Below are 17311 nucleotides of genomic sequence, written 5' to 3'. Positions count from 1 at the left end.
GGGTACGATTTTTCGATTAATCACTATGGTGCGTGCTCGCTGGCGATAACTCGGTGGATGCCGGCGTGATGGTTTTGGCTAAGAACAGATACATGGCAGGCACCACGAACAGGGTGAACAAGGTGCCCAATGTCATCCCACTGGCAATCACCAGCCCCATAGCAAAACGGGCCCCTGCGCCGGCGCCTGAGGCAATCAAGAGCGGGATCATGGCGAGCACCGTCGCTGCCGTGGTCATCAAGATAGGGCGTAAACGGATGGCGGTCGCTTCTTCAATCGCCTCACGTTTGCTCCGTCCTTCTTGTTGGAGCTGGTTGGCGAACTCGACGATCAATATCCCGTGTTTGGCAATCAGACCAACGAGGGTGAGTAAGCCGACTTGGGTGTATATGTTCAAGGTGGTAAAGCCGAGGCTGATAAATATCAGCGCGCCACAGACACTCATTGGCACGGTGACCAAAATAATGATCGCGTTTTTAAACGACTCAAACTGCGCCGCCAAGATCAAGAAAATCACGATTAAAGCAAAGAAGAAGGTCACGACCAGTTGCTGGCCTTCGCTCATAAACTGGCGTGACTGTCCGGCATAATCGACACTAAAGCCTGCTGGCAATTCTGTCGCCGCAATCTCTTCGAGTACACCCAGCGCTTCCCCCAAGGGCACGCCAGGGCGCGGTACACCAGAAATTTTCACCGCATTCAGCTGCTGAAAACCGCGCAATGCTTGGGGCTGCACACTTTCTTCTAAGGTCACTAACGTTGATAGCTGAACCAATTCACCGTCTTGGTTGCGGGTATAAAACTGGCGCAACTGTTCTGGCGTGAGACGTTCATTACGTGCAACTTGGGGGATCACTCGGTAAGAGCGGTTTTCAAGTGAAAAGCGTCCCGCATCCGCACCAGATAACAGTGAGCCCATATCTGCCGCAAGCTGTTGCATGCTCACGCCCATCAAAGCCGCCTTTTCACGGTCAATGTTGACGGTTTGTTTGGGGCGGTCAATGCTCAGATCGGTATCGACAAAGATAAACCGCCCCGTTTGCATCGCTTTGACTACGATATTGTTCGCGACTTCATTAATTGCTTCAAAGGGTTGTGTTGAACCGATAATAAATTCAACCGGTGTGCCGCCGCCCGGAGATGGCAGTGAAGGAGGCACCAAGGCAAAGCTACTTAAGCTTGGTTGGCTGTCCATAAAGGGTTGAATCTCGTTTTCCAAGATCGCTTGGGTACTGCGCTCTCGCTCATCCCATGGCGCAAGTACAATACCCGCGATTGCGTTATTGGTGCCGCCAGAGCCATTGATAATAAAGACGTTGTCGATTTCTGGTACATCGTCAATCAGTCGGTTTAATTCGTCAGTACTGGCAGACAACGCATCCAGCGTGGATTGGCTGTCGGCTTCGAGTATGGAGAACACAAACCCTTGGTCTTCAGCGGGCTCAAGCTCAGAAGGACTGGTGATAAACAGGAAATAGCAAGACACTAAAACAATCGCGCCAAACGTGAGGATCACCGCATTGGTATTCAACAAGCTATGGAGTGTGCGTTGGTAGCGATGATGCAATCGGTCAAACTGCTTATCCAGCCAGTGCTCAAGGGAGCGCTCTTGGGTCGCTTTGTCCGCTTGATAGGGCTTAAGCACATAGGCACACATCATAGGCGAGAGCGTAAGCGCCACCACGCCGGATAAGATCACCGATGCGGCGAGGGTAAAGGCAAATTCAACAAACAGTACCCCAGTTAAGCCACCAACAAAGCCGATGGGCAGGAATACCGCGACCAAGGTGGTCGACATGGTGATAATCGGCCACGCCAGTTCGCGCGCGCCCTCAAGCGCAGCTTGTGTTCGGCTTTTGCCTTCTTCGATATGGCGGTGCACGTTTTCAAGCATGATAATCGCATCATCGACCACCACACCGATTGCAAGCACCATGGCAAGCAGTGTCAGGAGGTTGATGGAAAATCCTAGTAGCCACATTAAAAAGAAGGTGCCGATGAGCGATACGGGGATCGCGACCGCAGGAATAACCACTGAGCGTAATGACCCCAAAAAGCCATAGATGACAAACACCACGATGGCTAGGGCGAGAATAATCGATATCACCACTTCATCAATGGCGTTATCAATATACTCGGTTGAATCATAGGCGATATAGGCCGATAACCCTTGAGGCAATTGGGTGGTAATGTCGGCATCCCACACCTGATTCACCGCCTCAATCACATCCAGCGCGTTGGCATCTGGCGAGACTTCGATGCCGATAAAGGTGGCATCAAGCCCGTTAAAGTTCACCGACGTTTGGTAACTTTCGGCGCCGAGCTCAACGGTCGCCACATCACTCAATCGCACAACAGATTGGCCATCACTGCTGATCACCAAATCTTCAAACTGCTTAACGTCATGAATGTCGGTGGCAGCGTTCAAATCAATCGCCACGTCTTGGCCTTTGGTGCGCCCCAGCGTAGCAAGCACATTATTGCTGCGCAGGGCGGCAATCACATCCGTGCCTGTGAGATCGTAAGCGGCCATTTTGACCGAGTCGAGCCAGATCCGCATCGCAAAGCTACTGGCACCTAACACATCAGCACGCTGGACACCGGGAATCGTCGACAGTTGTGGCTCGACCACCCGGACCAAGTAATCGGTAATTTGATTGTCAGTGAGGACGTCAGAGTAGAACGCGAGGTACATAGCCGCGACTGTTTCCCCCACCTGCAGGGTAACGACGGGCTCACGGGCATCATCAGGTAGCTCAGAGCGCACCTTATTCACCTGTGCGGCAATTTGTGTGAGTGCTTCATTCGGATCGTAATCCAGACGCAAGTAGGCCTCAATGGTGCTCACACCGGCGGTTGAAGTCGAGACTAAGTAATCAATCCCTTCAGAGGCAGCAATTTCACGCTCTAACGGCGTGGTGATAAACCCTTGAATCAGGTCGGCATCTGCACCGATATAAGTGGTAGAGACACTGACCACTGCATTTTTGATCTCGGGGAATTGACGCACATTCATGTCCGTGATGGCGCGTAAGCCGAGCAAGATAATGAATAGGCTCACCACGGAGGCCAAGACGGGTTTCTTGATAAAGACGTCGGTAAATCGCATCGAATGGCTCCTATTGATTCACAACGTTGGGATCAAGATCTTCGCTCGGCTGAACACGCTCATTGTCACTGATCTTGATGTTGCTGCCGTTACGGAGCTTGAGGAGGCCGGAGGTAACGATACGGTCACCGGGTTGAAGACCTTCTTTAATCACAATCATGTCACCGCGGCGCGCGCCCGTTTGCACAAAGCGCTGTTGTACCGTTAATGCATCGTCTTTCTCCTGGATCACGAAGACTGCGTTGCCATACGGATTAAATTGAATCGCGCTTTGTGGTGCCAGCAAGACATTTTGCGTTTCTTCACCTTGATCAAGACTCACGCGTGCGAACATGCCTGACCGTAAAATGGCATCTGGGTTGTCAAAGGTGGCTTGAATGTCGACACTGCGACTCGAGGGCGTCACAACCGGCGAAATCGCAGTCACTGTGCCGGTAAAGACCTCGTCGGGCTGTGCGCTAATCGTGGCAGAAACGGTTTGGCCATTTTCCAGCGTGCTGAGCTGCTGCTCGGGTAAGGTAAAGTTGAGGTGGATGGGGGTCACTGACGTGAGTGTCGCAACGGCTGTCCCCGGCGCAATGAGTTGGCCAAGACTGACTTCTCGGATGCCAATGATGCCGTCGAAAGGCGCGGTTAATGACTTTTGCTCAATGCGCGCTTTTTGGCTGTCGACAGCGGCAATCGCTTGTTTGGCTTCGCTTTCTTTGCGCTTTAGCTCAGATTCAGAGACATTTTTATCTTTAAACAGCCGTTGATAGCGTCTCAACTCAAGTTGAGCAAGCTCTGCGACGGACTCGAGCCGACGTAATTCTGCCTCATCAACGCTGGCATCTAGCGTGAGGAGCAATTGTCCCTTTTTCACCGATGTCGCATTGTCGAACAAGATATTGTTGACGATGCCGCTTGCCTCGGTAGTTAGCTGGGTGTCATTAATGGCCGCAAAACTACCAATGGTGGTTTGTTGTTCTCGCCATGGGTGGGTTGAGACTGTGGTGGCCGTCACGGTGACCGTGGGGGCAGGCATGTTGTCAAAGAATTGGTTCATAAAATGATTGCCTACTGCTTTGTAAGCAAAAATTCCCCCAAAAACGAGCCCACATGCGACTAACATAATAATCAAACGTTTTATCATAAAAATCCCTGAACAGAGTTGCTATCACCACCCTTGGCTAACAAGTACAGACGAAGGCGCAAAAGGTCGATTAAACCAATAACAAATATCGAATTGACCAATACAAACCTTATCACTGTTTGGTTCATTAATTGCGAGTAAATTGATGATCTTGTGGTATGACGCAGTCTAACGTTATCTGTCAGAGAGGATGAGGAGAAAGCGGATGCTACTCAATGCAAACAGCACGGTGAACGAAGCAGCGCTGCGTGCCATGGCGCATATGCCAACGCGCAGTTTGCCGGTGCTGGTGGATAACAGCTTCAGCCAAAAACTAACTGATGCGGACTTGATGCGCATTGCGGTGCTGCTAGCCCAAAAAAGCGCTGAGGAAGGAGGATGCCCCATCGGCGCGGTGATTATTGACAATGAAACACGTCATATAGTGGGTAAAGGACACAACACCTTGGTGCAAGAAAATCACCCTTACAACCACGGTGAAACGGCGGCGATACGTGATGCTGGGCGAATTGATTTTAGCCAAACAACCTTGTTTACCAGTTTAAGCCCATGCGATGTGTGTGCGGCATTGATCACCATGCGCGGTTTCTCTCGAGTGGTGGTAGGGGATATCACCAGTGCGAGCGGTAACGAGATGATGCTGCAAGAGAAAGGGGTGATGGTTGATGTGCTGGAAGATCCACAGGGCATTGCGCTGTATCAGCAATTTAGAGCCGAGCACCCCGAACAAGAGTTGGAAGATTGGCAAGGTGTGAGTGCCGTTAAAGCGCGTTTAGCCAAGCGTGGATAAGAGGAGAACGACATGGATGTTGCGATTGGTCCGACAACGGATGCCAGTTACAGCCAAAAGCTGACCCAAGAGAATATGGCCCCTTACTATGAAGCGAGAAAAATCGCTTGGAACCCACAGATGTTTATGGAAAGTTGGCGAGTTTTTGATAATTATGAAATTCGCCATGAGCGAAAGCGTTGTGGCGTAATTCGCTTGAAGGCAGACGGTGAAACGCTTTTTATCCGCGATTTACAGATAGAGCCGAGTAAGCAGCGGCAAGGGATCGGCCGCGAGGCAATCGCTTGGGCGATCGCTTATGCGCAAACGTCTGGCTATGCGCATTTAGCCTTGCGTGTTTTTGCAGAAAATCCAGCTGTTTCATTATATCAAGCGCTGGGGTTTGTGGAGACAGGGCGCAGCCGAGATGCGGTTCTCACGCTTTCGTTGTCGTTAACCGCAACGTCCGAATAAATAGCAAAGCGCTTGACCATGTCGATCGAGAGGGCATGCTAGTCTTATAGACAGCGTAGCGAGTCAACATAGTGAGTGGTTGGATGACCCATTGGACACAAGCGTGTATTGCGATTTGGCTAACTCTTTTCTCCTTTCAACTATGGGCCGCACCATCGACCTCAGAGCCACTCAAGGTTTGTGTGGGTGACGGTAGCCCTTGGCCGCCATACACCTATTGGCAGGGAGAAACGCGTCAGCAAAAAGCGGACACTTTAACGGGGTTTGCCACAGACTTGGTGTTGTCTGCTCTAGAGAGCAATGACATTACTTATCAACTGGTCTTGATGCCTTGGGCACGCGTGCAGCATGAATTGGCGCGAGAGTCGGGTCGCTGCGATCTGACTTGGGATGCGAGCTATAAACCCGAGCGTGCACAGTACAGTCGACTGACAGCGCCCTTGTATTCTATCTCTCTCGGCTATTTGTACATCGGTGATCCAACGACCTCCGCTCAGCCAACCTTACCCATATCAGGCTCTGTGTGTGGTGTGAATGGCTACAATTATGCCGGCTTTGGCGATAACCCTAAGCCGAGGTTTGAAGCCAATACCTTGCAGCAAGCCTTGCGGATGTTGGAAGCGGGGCGGTGCCGCTTTCTTGCCAGTGAAATCGAGCCTGTATTGGGTGGCATTCGCTTGGGGCTTTATCAATTTTCACGCGATCTTGCCTATATCTCTCTACCTAACCCTAAAGCATTTCATGCTCAGATCAGCCGTTATGCGCCACAAGCGAATGATTTGGTCGTGTTGATAAACAACTATCTTGTGTCCGCAGCGCAACGTGGCGAGATAGAAAAACTTCGTCAACATTATTTTCAAATAGGATCGTTATGACGGGTAATCCACCACTTTCAGGTCAACAGGCTGCGCTGCTTCAAAGCCTCAATGTGCACGGTATTTCAGTAACTATATACCGTCATCAGCCTGTCTATACGTGTGAACAAGCAGACGCGCTCGGTTTGCATACTGATGCAAACCCGACCAAGAACTTGTTGTTGAAGGATAGAAAGGGAAAGCGCTTTTTCTTGGTGGTATTACCGGGCAAAGCCACCGTCAATTTAGCCGGATTGAGTGAAGCCTTGGGGACGTCTCGCCTATCGTTTGCCTCATCGCAGCAACTCGACACCTATTTGCAGGCACAATCAGGTGCCGTATCGGTATTTGATGTAATGAACGATCCTGAGCATCGCGTCAGTCTGGTGATCGCGAATGAAATATGGCAAGTCCAAGCGGTGGAGTGTCAGCCTTTTTGTCACGATCAAACTTGGGTCATAGCCACGCAAGATCTCGCTCGTTGGCTACAAGGTATAGGCCGAAGGTATCAAACGGTGGATCATCAGTAAGTTGATGAAACCTCGAAGAATTGTAACATAACTTATACAATATTGACGAAAAAAAGCGCAAACAGTTGCGTATGAATGAAAATAAATAGAAATGAGACTGGTTATCGTTTATGTTCCGATGCGTTCAAATAATCGTTAGCTATAGGAAGTCTCATGTTGAAAAAACACCCCCTTGCCGTTTTTGTGGCTGTCGCACTGTCCCCCCTAGCCAGTGCAGCTGCAACCAACCCGACTGAACCCGTTGATGAAGTCTATGTGGTTGAAGGCCATCAGGTACGTTTTAAAGCTAATAGCAATGAAACGGCGATGCGAATGGATGTCAGCCAACTAGAAACAGCGGGCCAAGTGGCTGTGATGGACCAAACGCTGATTCAAGAGCAAAACGCCACGACATTAGGAGATGTGTTGGTAAATGACGCCAGCATTGGTGTAGGTGGTACGGACCGCAATCGTGAGATTTTCATGCTACGTGGTTTTGAACTTGATACCGGAACAGGCTACTTGCGTAATGGCCAGCAGCAATGGTCTTATTATCGACATCCTGTTGAGCTGATGGAACGCGTTGAGGTATTAAAAGGGCCAGCAGGTTTGCTCTATGGCAAGTCCGCACCGGGCGGTCTGGTGAATATGGTCACCAAACGACCAACAGCTGCGTTCCAAGCGTCAATCAGCCAGAAAATCGGTACTAACGATTATCAACACACCGTCGCCGATGCGTCGGGTTCTCTCAACGAGAGCGGCACGTTACGTGGCCGGATGGTGCTATCGAAACAAAGCGAGGGCTCATCACGTCGCTATTTAGATGGCAGTGAACCTGAGCTCGACCGCCAAATTGCTGGCTTGATGCTAGATTACGACATCACGCCCGATACCCAGCTTTCTCTTCATTATGATCGTGTGATTGATGACAGTAGCAGCGATAACGGCGCCAACATCATCAATGGTAAACCGCAACTGGGTAGCCAGTTTATCTGGGAAGCGCCTTGGTCTTTCATGGACATTGATGTCGAGAACTACGGAGTCGATATCGTCAGCCAATTAACGCCGGATTGGAAAGTCAAAGCAGGTTACAATCGCCAAGACTACAAACGTCATTACCATGAAGGATTCGGACAGCGCGAAACGTACGACGCCAATACCCAATCGTTCAAATACTTTGCCATGGACCGTCACGACAATTGGGTACTGGATACGGCTTATATTGATGTCACCGGTGCATTTCAGTTCGGAAATATCGATCACCAAGTGCTGATTGGCACCAATGCGCTGCGTAATGACTATGTCGGTCAGCGTGTGATGGAGAAAAACCAAACCGCCGTGATTGGTGGTGCGTATCCAGAGCCGGACATCCATTATGGCACAGCAACTCCGCGTGATCCTGAGCCTACTGATTCCATTGGCTTTTATGCGCAAGACTTAATGACATTGAATCCACAATGGCAGCTGCTTGCAGGGCTTCGCTACGATCGCGAGGATAACGAGACGGATACGTACTATAACGTGTTGCCTAAAGCCGCGGTGATGTATCATCCATCGCCGGAACAAACCCTGTACGTGACCTATTCCGAGAGCTTTGAGCCAAAAAATCCGGTTGATAGTGATACCGATATCAATGACGGCATGGCACTAAAGCCGGTGAAGGGTAAGCTTTACGAGTTCGGCTATAAACAATCGTTATTGAACGACCAAGCGTTATTTAGTGCCGCCTTGTTCCAAATTGAACAAGAAAATAAAGTGATCAAAGAGGCAATCACCGGACAAGGCAGTCTTACTTCACGCACTACACAATTAGGTAAACAAACGCATAAAGGGGTTGAGGTCAGCCTTGCCGGTCAAGTGACTGACAGTTGGTCAGTGCATAGCTCAGCGACGTATTTAGATGCACGCATCGAAGACCCGTTCAATCTTGCGAACGATGGCAAACAGCCTGCTGACACACCAGAGTGGGGCGCCAGCATTTGGTCTCGCTATGATGTCGATAACCAAACCTATGTGAACGTGGGTGCGCGTTACGTCGGTGATCGTTATGGCGATACTAAAAATACCTATCATAAGCCAGGTTACACTACAGTGAATGCAGGTGTGGGCCATACCATCAAAGCCGGTGAACAAACGGACTTGAAACTGAGTGTGAATGTTGAAAACCTCTTCAACGAAAGCTATCTCGCCGGTGGTGTACAAAATAAAACCACGTTGGGCGAAGAGCGCAAAGTCATACTCGGCGCGTCATTACACTTCTAACTTCACGTATCATTAATTACCGAGGCTCAGCATTGCTGGGCCTTTTTTGCGTTATCGCCGCCTTATCGACTTAAGTTGAATAGCGCAAGCTTGATGACATGCTAGGTTGATCTAGTTATCTAGACAAAGTCAGCAAGGAGCGCGTTATGTCAGCCAGTAACATCTATGAACTTGGCTTGGACAAAAGTCCAGCCAACTATCAAACACTGAGTCCACTTTCTTTCCTTGAGCGAGCCGCTAGCGTCTATCCAGATTATCCGGCTAGCGTTCATGGTCATTTATGTTGGAGTTGGCAGCAAGTGGATCAGCGATGTCGTCAATTTGCCTCGGCATTGAGTCAAGCCGGCATCGGGCTGGGTGATACGGTGTCAGTAATGGCCCCCAATCTACCTGAAGTCTTTGAGTTGCATTTTAGCGTGCCGATGACAGGTGCCGTTCTCAATACCATTAATACCCGGCTGGAAGCGGAAACCGTCGCGTTTATCCTCGAACATGCAGAAAGCAAAGTCTTTATCGTCGACAAAGAGATGACAGCCGTCGCTAAGCGGGCGTTAAAAATGATCAAACACCGCCCACTGGTGATTGCGATTGATGATCCGCTCTATCCACATGGCGAATGTATCACTGAGACCACTTACGAAACCTTTTTAGCACAAGGCGATGGTGATTATCAGTACACATTGCCAGACGATGAATGGCAGGCCATTTCACTCAACTACACCTCAGGCACAACCGGCAACCCCAAAGGCGTGGTGTATCACCATCGCGGTGCCCATCTGAATGCGGTGAGTAATGCGTTGTCTTGGAATATGGATGCGCATCCTGTTTATCTATGGACGCTACCCATGTTCCACTGTAATGGTTGGTGTTTCCCATGGACGGTGGCCGCAACGGCGGGGGTGAGTGTTAGTCTACGGCATGTCAGGGCAGAGCCTATCTTTGATGCGATAAAAACCCACAAAGTGACCCATTTCTGTGGTGCGCCGATTGTGCTGAACATGATGAATAACGCAGATCCGGCGCTAAAAGCTGAGATTCACCATACGGTTAAAGCGATGACCGCAGGGGCGGCACCACCGGCTTCTGTAATTGAAGGGATGGAAGCGATGGGGATTGAAGTGACCCACGTTTATGGCCTCACTGAAACTTACGGCCCTTGTGTGGTGTGTGACTGGCAACACCACTGGGATCAACTCTCGCAACAAGAAAAAGCACGCATGAAAGCACGCCAAGGTGTTCGGGCCCCAATGCAAGGTGGACTGATGGTTGCCGATCCAGTGACGTTTAAACCAGTGGCAAAAGATGGTGGCACGCTGGGTGAGATTTTTGTTCGCGGTAACATCGTAATGAAAGGCTACCTAAAGAACCCGAGCGCGACGGAAGATGCCATGAGTAACGGCTGGTTTCGCACTGGCGACTTAGCGGTATGGCATGCCGACAATTACATCGAAATCAAGGACAGACTCAAAGACATTATCATTAGTGGCGGAGAGAACATTTCCAGTATCGAAGTGGAAGACGTCCTGTACCGTCACCCTGATATTGAAGAAGTGGCGGTGATTGCGATGCCCGATGAAAAATGGGGTGAGGTCCCTTGTGCATTTGTCAAAACGACCGAAGCATCCGCCGTGACCGAAGCTGACATTATTGCTTTCTGTCGAGAACAAATGGCGCACTTCAAGGCGCCGAAAAAGGTGATCTTTACCGCGCTCCCGAAAACCTCGACGGGCAAAGTGCAAAAGTATGTGCTTCGTCGTAAAGTCACTGAAAAGTCAGTGTAAATAGCGAAGCGGTGGCGAGAAAGCGCCACCGCTACTTAACTGCTACAGCAGGGCGAGAATCGCCTCGGCACTGGAGACGTCAAAGCTTTTTGGCGCTTCAAGGTTCAAATGCGTGACGATGCCATTGTCAATCACCATCGCATAGCGCTGCGAGCGAATACCCCCAAACTTCCCTGAGTCCATTTCCAGGCCTAGCGCTTGGGTAAAGCTGCCATCACCGTCGGCCAGCATATGAATCTGATTGGCGTTTTGTGCTTCGCCCCACGCCTGCATCACAAAGGCATCGTTGACGGAGACGCAAGCAATCATATCGACGCCTTTTGCTTTAATCTCGTCTGCCTTAACCACAAAACCCGGTAAGTGCGACTCTGAACAGGTTGGGGTAAAGGCACCCGGCACCGCGAACAGCACAACCTTCTTGTTGGCAAAAAGGGCGGGTATATCGTGGGTTTGCATTCCCTCAGCAGTGAGTTCGCTAAGCGTAGCGCTCGGCAAAGGTTGTCCTTGTTCAATCATGGTAGCTCCTTGTGTTCTGGTGTATGGGTTCAGCCCCAGCTTAGCACGGACATGGCGTGCCTATATACTCAGACTGACGAGGAATTACCCGTCGAGCTCCATACAGGGAGCCACTTTTTATATGTGCTGGTTTAACGTAAACTCTTATCATTCACACCGATGTGCAGAAGAATCTAAATGTCATTAATCACTGACTTTCCAAACCGCCATCAGGCTTACCACGCCCATGTTTACTATGAGGCCGATACCGAAGCGCAGGCGGATATTATCTATCAAGCAGCCGCTGCATCGTCACTGCCGATCGATCTTGGCCGCTTTCATCGCAAATGTGTTGGCCCACATCCAAAGTGGAGCTTTCAGATCGCCTTTGACAACGCTGCGTTCGATGAGGTGATGGCATGGCTTGAGGCGCATCGGGGCGATTTAACCGTGTTTTTGCATGGCGTGACGGGCGATGACTACATAGATCACACTGACCATGTCGGTTGGATGGGTTCGTCTGTTGAACTCAATCTGGCCATGTTTAAGCCCAAGCGATGAATACGTTTCTTGACTATCCGGCGCTCCTGATTTGGCATGGCGATGACGAACTCTCGTTTGCCTCCGATCCGGCGTCGCTTAACGCGCTGAGCGAAAACGTGATCACAGAAGATGATCGGCTGGTGGATAGCCAAGGCGTTTGCTGGCTAAGCCAAGACGGCGGTCAGCACTGGCAGCCGAGTGGGCAAATCATGCCACTTGAGCAGCTCGTGGCGCGTGTCCAAGCGCATTATGCGCAGCAAGGGCAGTGTTGTGTCAGTAAAATTCACTTCACAGATACAGTGAGTGCCATTCATAGTCTGGACAAGCGTATTGATTGATCAGGCTGCTTGTCATGTTTTAATGAGCTGAACTTTTGACTCTGCCTAATTAAGGCATGGGAATACGTGAGTACAACAAAGCGTGATAAGGGTAATACAATGAAAAAAGGCTGGATGATTGGGTTATTGTCCTTAGTGTTGACCGGATGCTTAGGAATGCCAAAACAAGTCACGCCAGTAACAAACTTTGACCTTAACCGCTATTTAGGCACTTGGTATGAAGTGGCGCGACTGGATCACTCGTTTGAACGAGGATTGTCGGATGTGACCGCGACCTATTCGTTGCGTGAAGACGGTGGCGTGAAAGTGATTAATCGTGGCTACAGCCGTGAAGAGGGAAAATGGCAAGAAGCGGAAGGCAAGGCGTACTTCGTTGAAAATGATAAAACGGGGTACCTGAAGGTTTCATTCTTTGGGCCTTTTTATGGGTCATATGTGGTGTTTGAGCTGGATGATGATTACCAATATGCCTTTATCTCGGGGCCTGCCCACGATTACCTATGGCTGCTATCGCGCACGCCAACCGTCTCGGAGTCGGTAAAGGAACAGTTTATTGCAGCGGCGAAACAGCGGGGTTTTGCCACTGAAGGGCTGATTTTTGTCGATCACACTCGCACGGATCCCAAACATAAGAGCAATGAGCAGTAAAAGAGAAGCACCATGCGAAAAACAGACAAGAAGTATGACAAAGCGATTCGAGAGGCACTGACAGAGGTTTGTGAGCTCACGATGGAGAACATCGCGGGGTTCGAGTGGCTGACGCATGAGGTGAATTATCAGCGTTTTCCACAAAGCTTAATCGTGCGGTTGATGTTTAAAGACCAGCAGACACTAGCCAGCTTTAAACGGAGTGATGACTACCAAGCCGTTCTGAATGATATACAAACTCGCCTCACTGCTGCAGGGGTCACACTGAAAAACATCAATCAACATATTGAGTTAGATACACTGTAAGGCTGTGACTACTCGCACACTTACCTTATGGCTGACAAGCTACAGTGTAAAGTCGGCCATGAGGAGGATGCTGTGTATCAACTCGATACGTCAATTTGGATCGCTGATGGTGAAGCGGTCCCTTTCTTTGCCTTACCCTATACCACGCGCGTGGTGGTGGTGAGGCTTGCCGATCACTCCCTATGGATTCACAGCCCGGTAAAGCTTACCGATGCATTACGCACTGAGCTAGCGTCGTTAGGGAGAGTGCGTTATTTAATCGCTCCTAACCAATTGCATCACCTCTTTTTATCCGAATGGGTTGAGGTGTTTCCTGACGCACAATTAATGGGTACCCAACAAGTGGCGAAAAAACGAGATGATCTTTGTTTTGACCACTGTTTTGAGGACGTGTCGGAGCCAGCTTGGAAGGATGAAATCGCTCAGTGTTTGATTACCGGCTCGCCAGTAATGACAGAATGCGTGTTTTTCCATCGGCAAAGTCAAACGTTGATTGTCACTGATCTGATTGAAAATTTTCGCCCAGAGGCATTTTCACCTTTTAAACGCAAAATTGCTGAGTGGGCAGGCGTGACAGCACCCAATGGTAAAACGCCACTCGATTGGCGATTGAGTTTTTGGTTTCATAAAGATGAATTAGCAAAACATATTCGTACTGTGATCAACTGGGCACCGCAACGCCTAGTCATGGCACATGGCGAAATTGTAGAAGCGGCTGTCCCTCATTTATTGCGCGCATTTTCATGGCTAGGTGAAAAGCGGCTCAATGCCCCTACTCATTAAGCGAAGGAGCAACGGTATGGAAGCACGAATTAGTATCATCACATTGGGGGTTGCAGATCTCTCTCACTCTTATGATTTCTATCGCCAGCTGGGGTTTCCCACGCATAGTCATCCCGAAGAGGGGATTGTGTTTTTTAGTACGGCAGGTACGCGATTAGCGTTATATCCCGCTGACTCGTTAGCCGATGATATTAAACCCGGACTCACCGTTAACGAGACAGGATTTGGTGGTATCACATTGGCGCATAACACGCGATCTAAAGAAGAGGTCGACGAGGTACTGGCGCTGGCAGAGCGTTGTGGTGGTCGGATCGTTAAACCTGCACAAGACGTTTTTTGGGGAGGCTACAGCGGCTACTTTGCCGATCCGGATGACTATCTTTGGGAAGTGGCTTATGGCGATTGTTGGCAATTTGATGATAACGGCAGCCTGGTCTTGGATTAATAACCATGAACGCCTTACTGGAACAGATGCAAATGCAGGGGACAGAGAACGACGCCCTGCAACAGGATAAAAGTAAAAAATGGCTGAATATTACGCCTGGAACCGGAAAATTCTTAGCGCTGTTAGTGGATGAAATTCAGCCTACCCGTATTTTAGAAATTGGTACATCAATGGGATATTCAACGTTATGGCTCGCGCGCGCAGGCGGCAATAGCGTGCAGGTGGTAACGATTGAGCGCGATGAAGCAAAACACCAACAAGCGCAGCAGCACTTTAGGCAAGCCGGCATGGATAACCGGATAGATGCGAAATTGGGCGACGCGAGTGATTGGATGACTCGCCTTGAGGGACAGTTCGAGCTCATTTTTCTCGATGCCGACCGAAGTCAGTACCTCTCCTTAGCGCCACGTTTATTCCAACTTCTCAAGCCTCAGGGCATGCTGGTAGTCGATAATGCATTATCCCACGCTGACGAGGTTGCTCCTTTTAAACGATGGCTTGAGCAACAGCCTGAACTCGATGTGGGCGTACTTCCCATTGGCAAAGGTGAGCTTGTTGCCTATTGGCGTGAGTGAACGTATTTCAGGACGGGACAGGCACGATAAAAAAGGCGTCCCGAAAGACGCCTTTTTAGTCTCTAAACTCAGTGGTATTACGCGGCTGCTAGCGTTTGCGCTTGACGGTTTGCATGCCAGACCAAGCCAAAGCCAATAATGACCACCACGCAGGTTGACAGCATGACGGTGGTGACGGCGATCAAGCCGGCGGCTGCAAACGCAGACACCACAGCGCTCGCTACGAAGCAGACCATCATTTGCAAGAAGTTCAATAGCCCCGCAGCGGTCGCACTACAGGATTTGAAATTTTCCAAGGCGCGATTGACGACCAGTGGATAGATGGCACCGTTCGCTGCCGCGAGGAAACAGAACGGACCTAAAATTACCCAGATGTTGGTGACATCGGTACGCCAGCTGATCAAAAAGATAACCACGACACTGATAACAAACAGCTTAAGTAGCCAAGGCAAGATACTGTGATCTTTAAGCTTGTTGAGGGCATGACGACAGGCGTAGCCACCGACGACAAAAGCAATGGTTTGTGGAATATAGCTCAGACCAATATCCGCTTCGGTATAACCCATGGCTGACATCACGAACGGTGATCCTGTCAGATAAGCAAAAAATGCCGCGGAACAACCTGCGAAAATAAGCATGTTACCGATGAATTTTTTTGATTTAAAAACTTGCTGATAGTCACTTACAAATTTGTCAATAATTTTAGTGTCTTGCGTGGGTTTGGAAAGGCTTTCCTTTTCTCGTAAGGTAAAGGCAACAAAACCAACCCCTAACGCAAATAAAACCACAAAAATACTGCGCCAATCATATAGGGTGAGTAGGTGTGAGCCGACAAGTGGCGCCAATGCTGGCGATAAAGCGACGAGCGGCATGATGGTTGCGAACACTTTTTGTCCTAGCTTGCCTTCATAGCGGTCAATGACCACGGCTTGCCAAATCACCGCAGCGCTGCACGCTCCCAAGGCTTGAACTAGACGTGCGCCAAGCAATAAATAAATGTTATTAGCAAAAATACACACTACAGTCGCGACTAAATAAAGGCTCAGGCCAATCAGCAGCGCGGGCTTGCGACCGATGCGATCAGACAGCGGACCATAAACCAGCTGTCCACAGGCCATCCCTAGCAAAAAGATACTTAAGGTGAGGCCGATATTGGCGGGAGAGGTCGCCAAATCGAGTCGCATCGCCTCAAAGGCAGGTAAATACATATCAGTGGCTAAAAAGCCCAGCATACTGAGCCCCGCTAGCCACAGTAGCGTCATAAATGGCACTTGTTTGTTCATTTTTTGTCTCTTGATAGAAAACTCGACATAGAGATAGTTTATGGCTGACAAAGCTGGCTGTGAAACGCTATGATTTGAATATTGCTTTCAAAAAATTTGATTTTAATGTTTTCTTACCAAGATTTTCATGTGATCGATGTGGTTGCGCGGCGAGGAAGTTTCTCTGCGGCGGCCGATGAATTGCACAAGGTACCGAGCGCGGTGAGTTACACGGTACGACAGATTGAAGACAAACTGGCCGTTACTCTGTTTGAGCGACTTCACCGCCAAGTGCGGTTGACGTCGGCAGGAGAATACTTTGTCTCTCAATCACGTGAGATGATTAAAAATATGGAAGCCATTCGCCAGCAAACGCAGCGAGTGGCCAACGGTTGGACACAAAGTGTCTCGTTGGCACTGGATAACGTCGTGCGCGAAGATAGCGTCAATACGTTGGTGCGGGATTTTTACGATGCGTTTCCTGATGTCGAATTGTTGCTGACCATGGAAGTGTTTAACGGCGTATGGGATGCACTGGCTGATGATCGAGCCGATATTGCGATTGGTGCCACGGCTGCTGTGCCAGTGAGCGGCGCGTTTCGCTATCGGGAAATGGGCACCCTACGCTGGCGGTTTGTGGTGAGCCCGTCGCATCCACTCGTCCAATGCACCCAACCACTGGCCAATGAGCAGCTTGCGCCGTATCCGGCTATCTGTTTGGAAGACACTTCGCGCCGCTTGCCGCGTCGTACGACATGGCTACTGGATAATCAGCGCCGTCTTACCGTCCCCAATTGGCACAGTGCCATGCAATGTTTTAAGGCCGGGCTGGGCATTGGTGTGATGCCTTCACACATGGCAGAAGATGCGATTGCGCGAGGAGAGTTGGTGGAGCTTGTCCTTGAAGAGCCGTTATTAAGCAGTCCGTGCTGCATTGCATGGCGCTCGGATAAAGAATCACCACCGGTGCGCTGGCTGCTCGATTATTTAGGCGATAAAGAGCAGCTGCAACACCAGTGGCTATAA

The 17311-nt window shown here is 49.9% G+C and carries 18 protein-coding genes; 14 read left to right on the top strand and 4 right to left on the bottom strand.

Going from position 1 to position 17311, the window contains the following annotated elements; genetic code table 11:
• Positions 1–16: 16 nt before the first annotated feature.
• Positions 17–3109, bottom strand: coding sequence for an efflux RND transporter permease subunit (locus BZG74_RS10665; RefSeq protein ID WP_077772584.1), 3093 nt, complete (start codon positions 3107–3109; stop codon positions 17–19).
• A gap of 10 nt (positions 3110–3119) precedes the next feature.
• On the bottom strand, positions 3120–4154 hold the full coding sequence (locus tag BZG74_RS10660; RefSeq protein ID WP_235605749.1) for an efflux RND transporter periplasmic adaptor subunit: 1035 nt from the start codon (positions 4152–4154) through the stop codon (positions 3120–3122).
• 292 nt (positions 4155–4446) lie between these two features.
• Here BZG74_RS10660 and BZG74_RS10655 point away from each other — a divergent pair, with 292 nt between their 5' ends.
• The 6 genes from BZG74_RS10655 to BZG74_RS10630 all read left to right on the top strand — a co-directional run bounded on the left by BZG74_RS10655 (position 4447) and on the right by BZG74_RS10630 (position 10890).
• Positions 4447–5031, top strand: a complete 585-nt coding sequence (locus BZG74_RS10655) for a nucleoside deaminase (RefSeq protein ID WP_101494696.1) — start codon at positions 4447–4449, stop codon at positions 5029–5031.
• A gap of 12 nt (positions 5032–5043) precedes the next feature.
• The gene (locus tag BZG74_RS10650; protein WP_077772581.1) at positions 5044–5484 is read left to right on the top strand and encodes a GNAT family N-acetyltransferase; all 441 of its coding nucleotides are present in this window, start codon (positions 5044–5046) and stop codon (positions 5482–5484) included.
• A gap of 83 nt (positions 5485–5567) precedes the next feature.
• Positions 5568–6359 carry a substrate-binding periplasmic protein gene (locus tag BZG74_RS10645; RefSeq protein WP_077772580.1) on the top strand — a complete coding sequence of 264 codons (792 nt, stop codon included), beginning with the start codon at positions 5568–5570 and terminating at the stop codon, positions 6357–6359.
• Positions 6356–6868, top strand: coding sequence for a YbaK/EbsC family protein (locus BZG74_RS10640; protein WP_077772579.1), 513 nt, complete (start codon positions 6356–6358; stop codon positions 6866–6868). The genes BZG74_RS10645 and BZG74_RS10640 overlap by 4 nt, the downstream gene beginning before the upstream one ends.
• Before the next feature lie 153 nt (positions 6869–7021).
• Positions 7022–9109: a TonB-dependent siderophore receptor gene (locus BZG74_RS10635; protein WP_077772578.1), complete on the top strand. Its 2088-nt coding sequence runs from the start codon at positions 7022–7024 to the stop codon at positions 9107–9109.
• Positions 9110–9255: 146 nt separating this feature from the next.
• Entirely contained in the window at positions 9256–10890 is a 1635-nt protein-coding gene (locus BZG74_RS10630) for an acyl-CoA synthetase (RefSeq protein ID WP_077772577.1), read from the top strand.
• A gap of 42 nt (positions 10891–10932) precedes the next feature.
• Here BZG74_RS10630 and BZG74_RS10625 read toward each other — a convergent pair whose 3' ends face one another.
• Positions 10933–11406 carry a peroxiredoxin gene (locus BZG74_RS10625; protein ID WP_077772576.1) on the bottom strand — a complete coding sequence of 158 codons (474 nt, stop codon included), beginning with the start codon at positions 11404–11406 and terminating at the stop codon, positions 10933–10935.
• Between the two features lie 177 nt (positions 11407–11583).
• Between BZG74_RS10625 and BZG74_RS10620 the strand changes: the two genes are divergently transcribed.
• The 7 genes from BZG74_RS10620 (at position 11584) to BZG74_RS10590 (ending at position 15023) form a co-directional block, all read left to right on the top strand.
• Entirely contained in the window at positions 11584–11946 is a 363-nt protein-coding gene (locus tag BZG74_RS10620) for a DOPA 4,5-dioxygenase family protein (protein WP_077772575.1), read from the top strand.
• On the top strand, positions 11943–12266 hold the full coding sequence (locus BZG74_RS10615; protein WP_077772574.1) for a DUF4144 family protein: 324 nt from the start codon (positions 11943–11945) through the stop codon (positions 12264–12266). The genes BZG74_RS10620 and BZG74_RS10615 overlap by 4 nt, the downstream gene beginning before the upstream one ends.
• A 99-nt stretch (positions 12267–12365) precedes the next feature.
• The gene (locus BZG74_RS10610; protein ID WP_077772573.1) at positions 12366–12914 is read left to right on the top strand and encodes a lipocalin family protein; all 549 of its coding nucleotides are present in this window, start codon (positions 12366–12368) and stop codon (positions 12912–12914) included.
• Positions 12915–12926: 12 nt separating this feature from the next.
• Positions 12927–13220 (top strand): hypothetical protein, encoded by a 294-nt coding sequence (locus BZG74_RS10605; RefSeq protein WP_069587570.1) that lies wholly within the window; start codon positions 12927–12929, stop codon positions 13218–13220.
• 72 nt (positions 13221–13292) lie between these two features.
• Complete coding sequence (locus tag BZG74_RS10600; protein WP_077772649.1) at positions 13293–14003, top strand: DUF4336 domain-containing protein; 711 nt, start codon at positions 13293–13295, stop codon at positions 14001–14003.
• 16 nt (positions 14004–14019) lie between these two features.
• Positions 14020–14448, top strand: coding sequence for a VOC family protein (locus tag BZG74_RS10595; RefSeq protein ID WP_077772572.1), 429 nt, complete (start codon positions 14020–14022; stop codon positions 14446–14448).
• A 5-nt stretch (positions 14449–14453) separates the two neighbouring features.
• A complete protein-coding gene (locus tag BZG74_RS10590; protein ID WP_077772571.1) occupies positions 14454–15023 on the top strand; it encodes an O-methyltransferase in 570 nt (189 codons plus the stop codon).
• A 77-nt stretch (positions 15024–15100) separates the two neighbouring features.
• On the opposite strand, the gene punC is transcribed toward BZG74_RS10590, so the two are convergent.
• Positions 15101–16306 carry a purine nucleoside transporter PunC gene (gene punC, locus BZG74_RS10585; protein WP_077772570.1) on the bottom strand — a complete coding sequence of 402 codons (1206 nt, stop codon included), beginning with the start codon at positions 16304–16306 and terminating at the stop codon, positions 15101–15103.
• A gap of 105 nt (positions 16307–16411) precedes the next feature.
• Here punC and punR point away from each other — a divergent pair, with 105 nt between their 5' ends.
• A complete protein-coding gene (gene punR, locus BZG74_RS10580; RefSeq protein WP_077772569.1) occupies positions 16412–17311 on the top strand; it encodes a DNA-binding transcriptional activator PunR in 900 nt (299 codons plus the stop codon).

The sequence above is a fragment of the Salinivibrio sharmensis genome, from assembly GCF_001995985.1.
GTDB lineage: Bacteria > Pseudomonadota > Gammaproteobacteria > Enterobacterales > Vibrionaceae > Salinivibrio > Salinivibrio sharmensis.
Note: the sequence above shows the minus strand (reverse complement) of the source record. Positions and strands in the feature narration are given on the sequence as shown.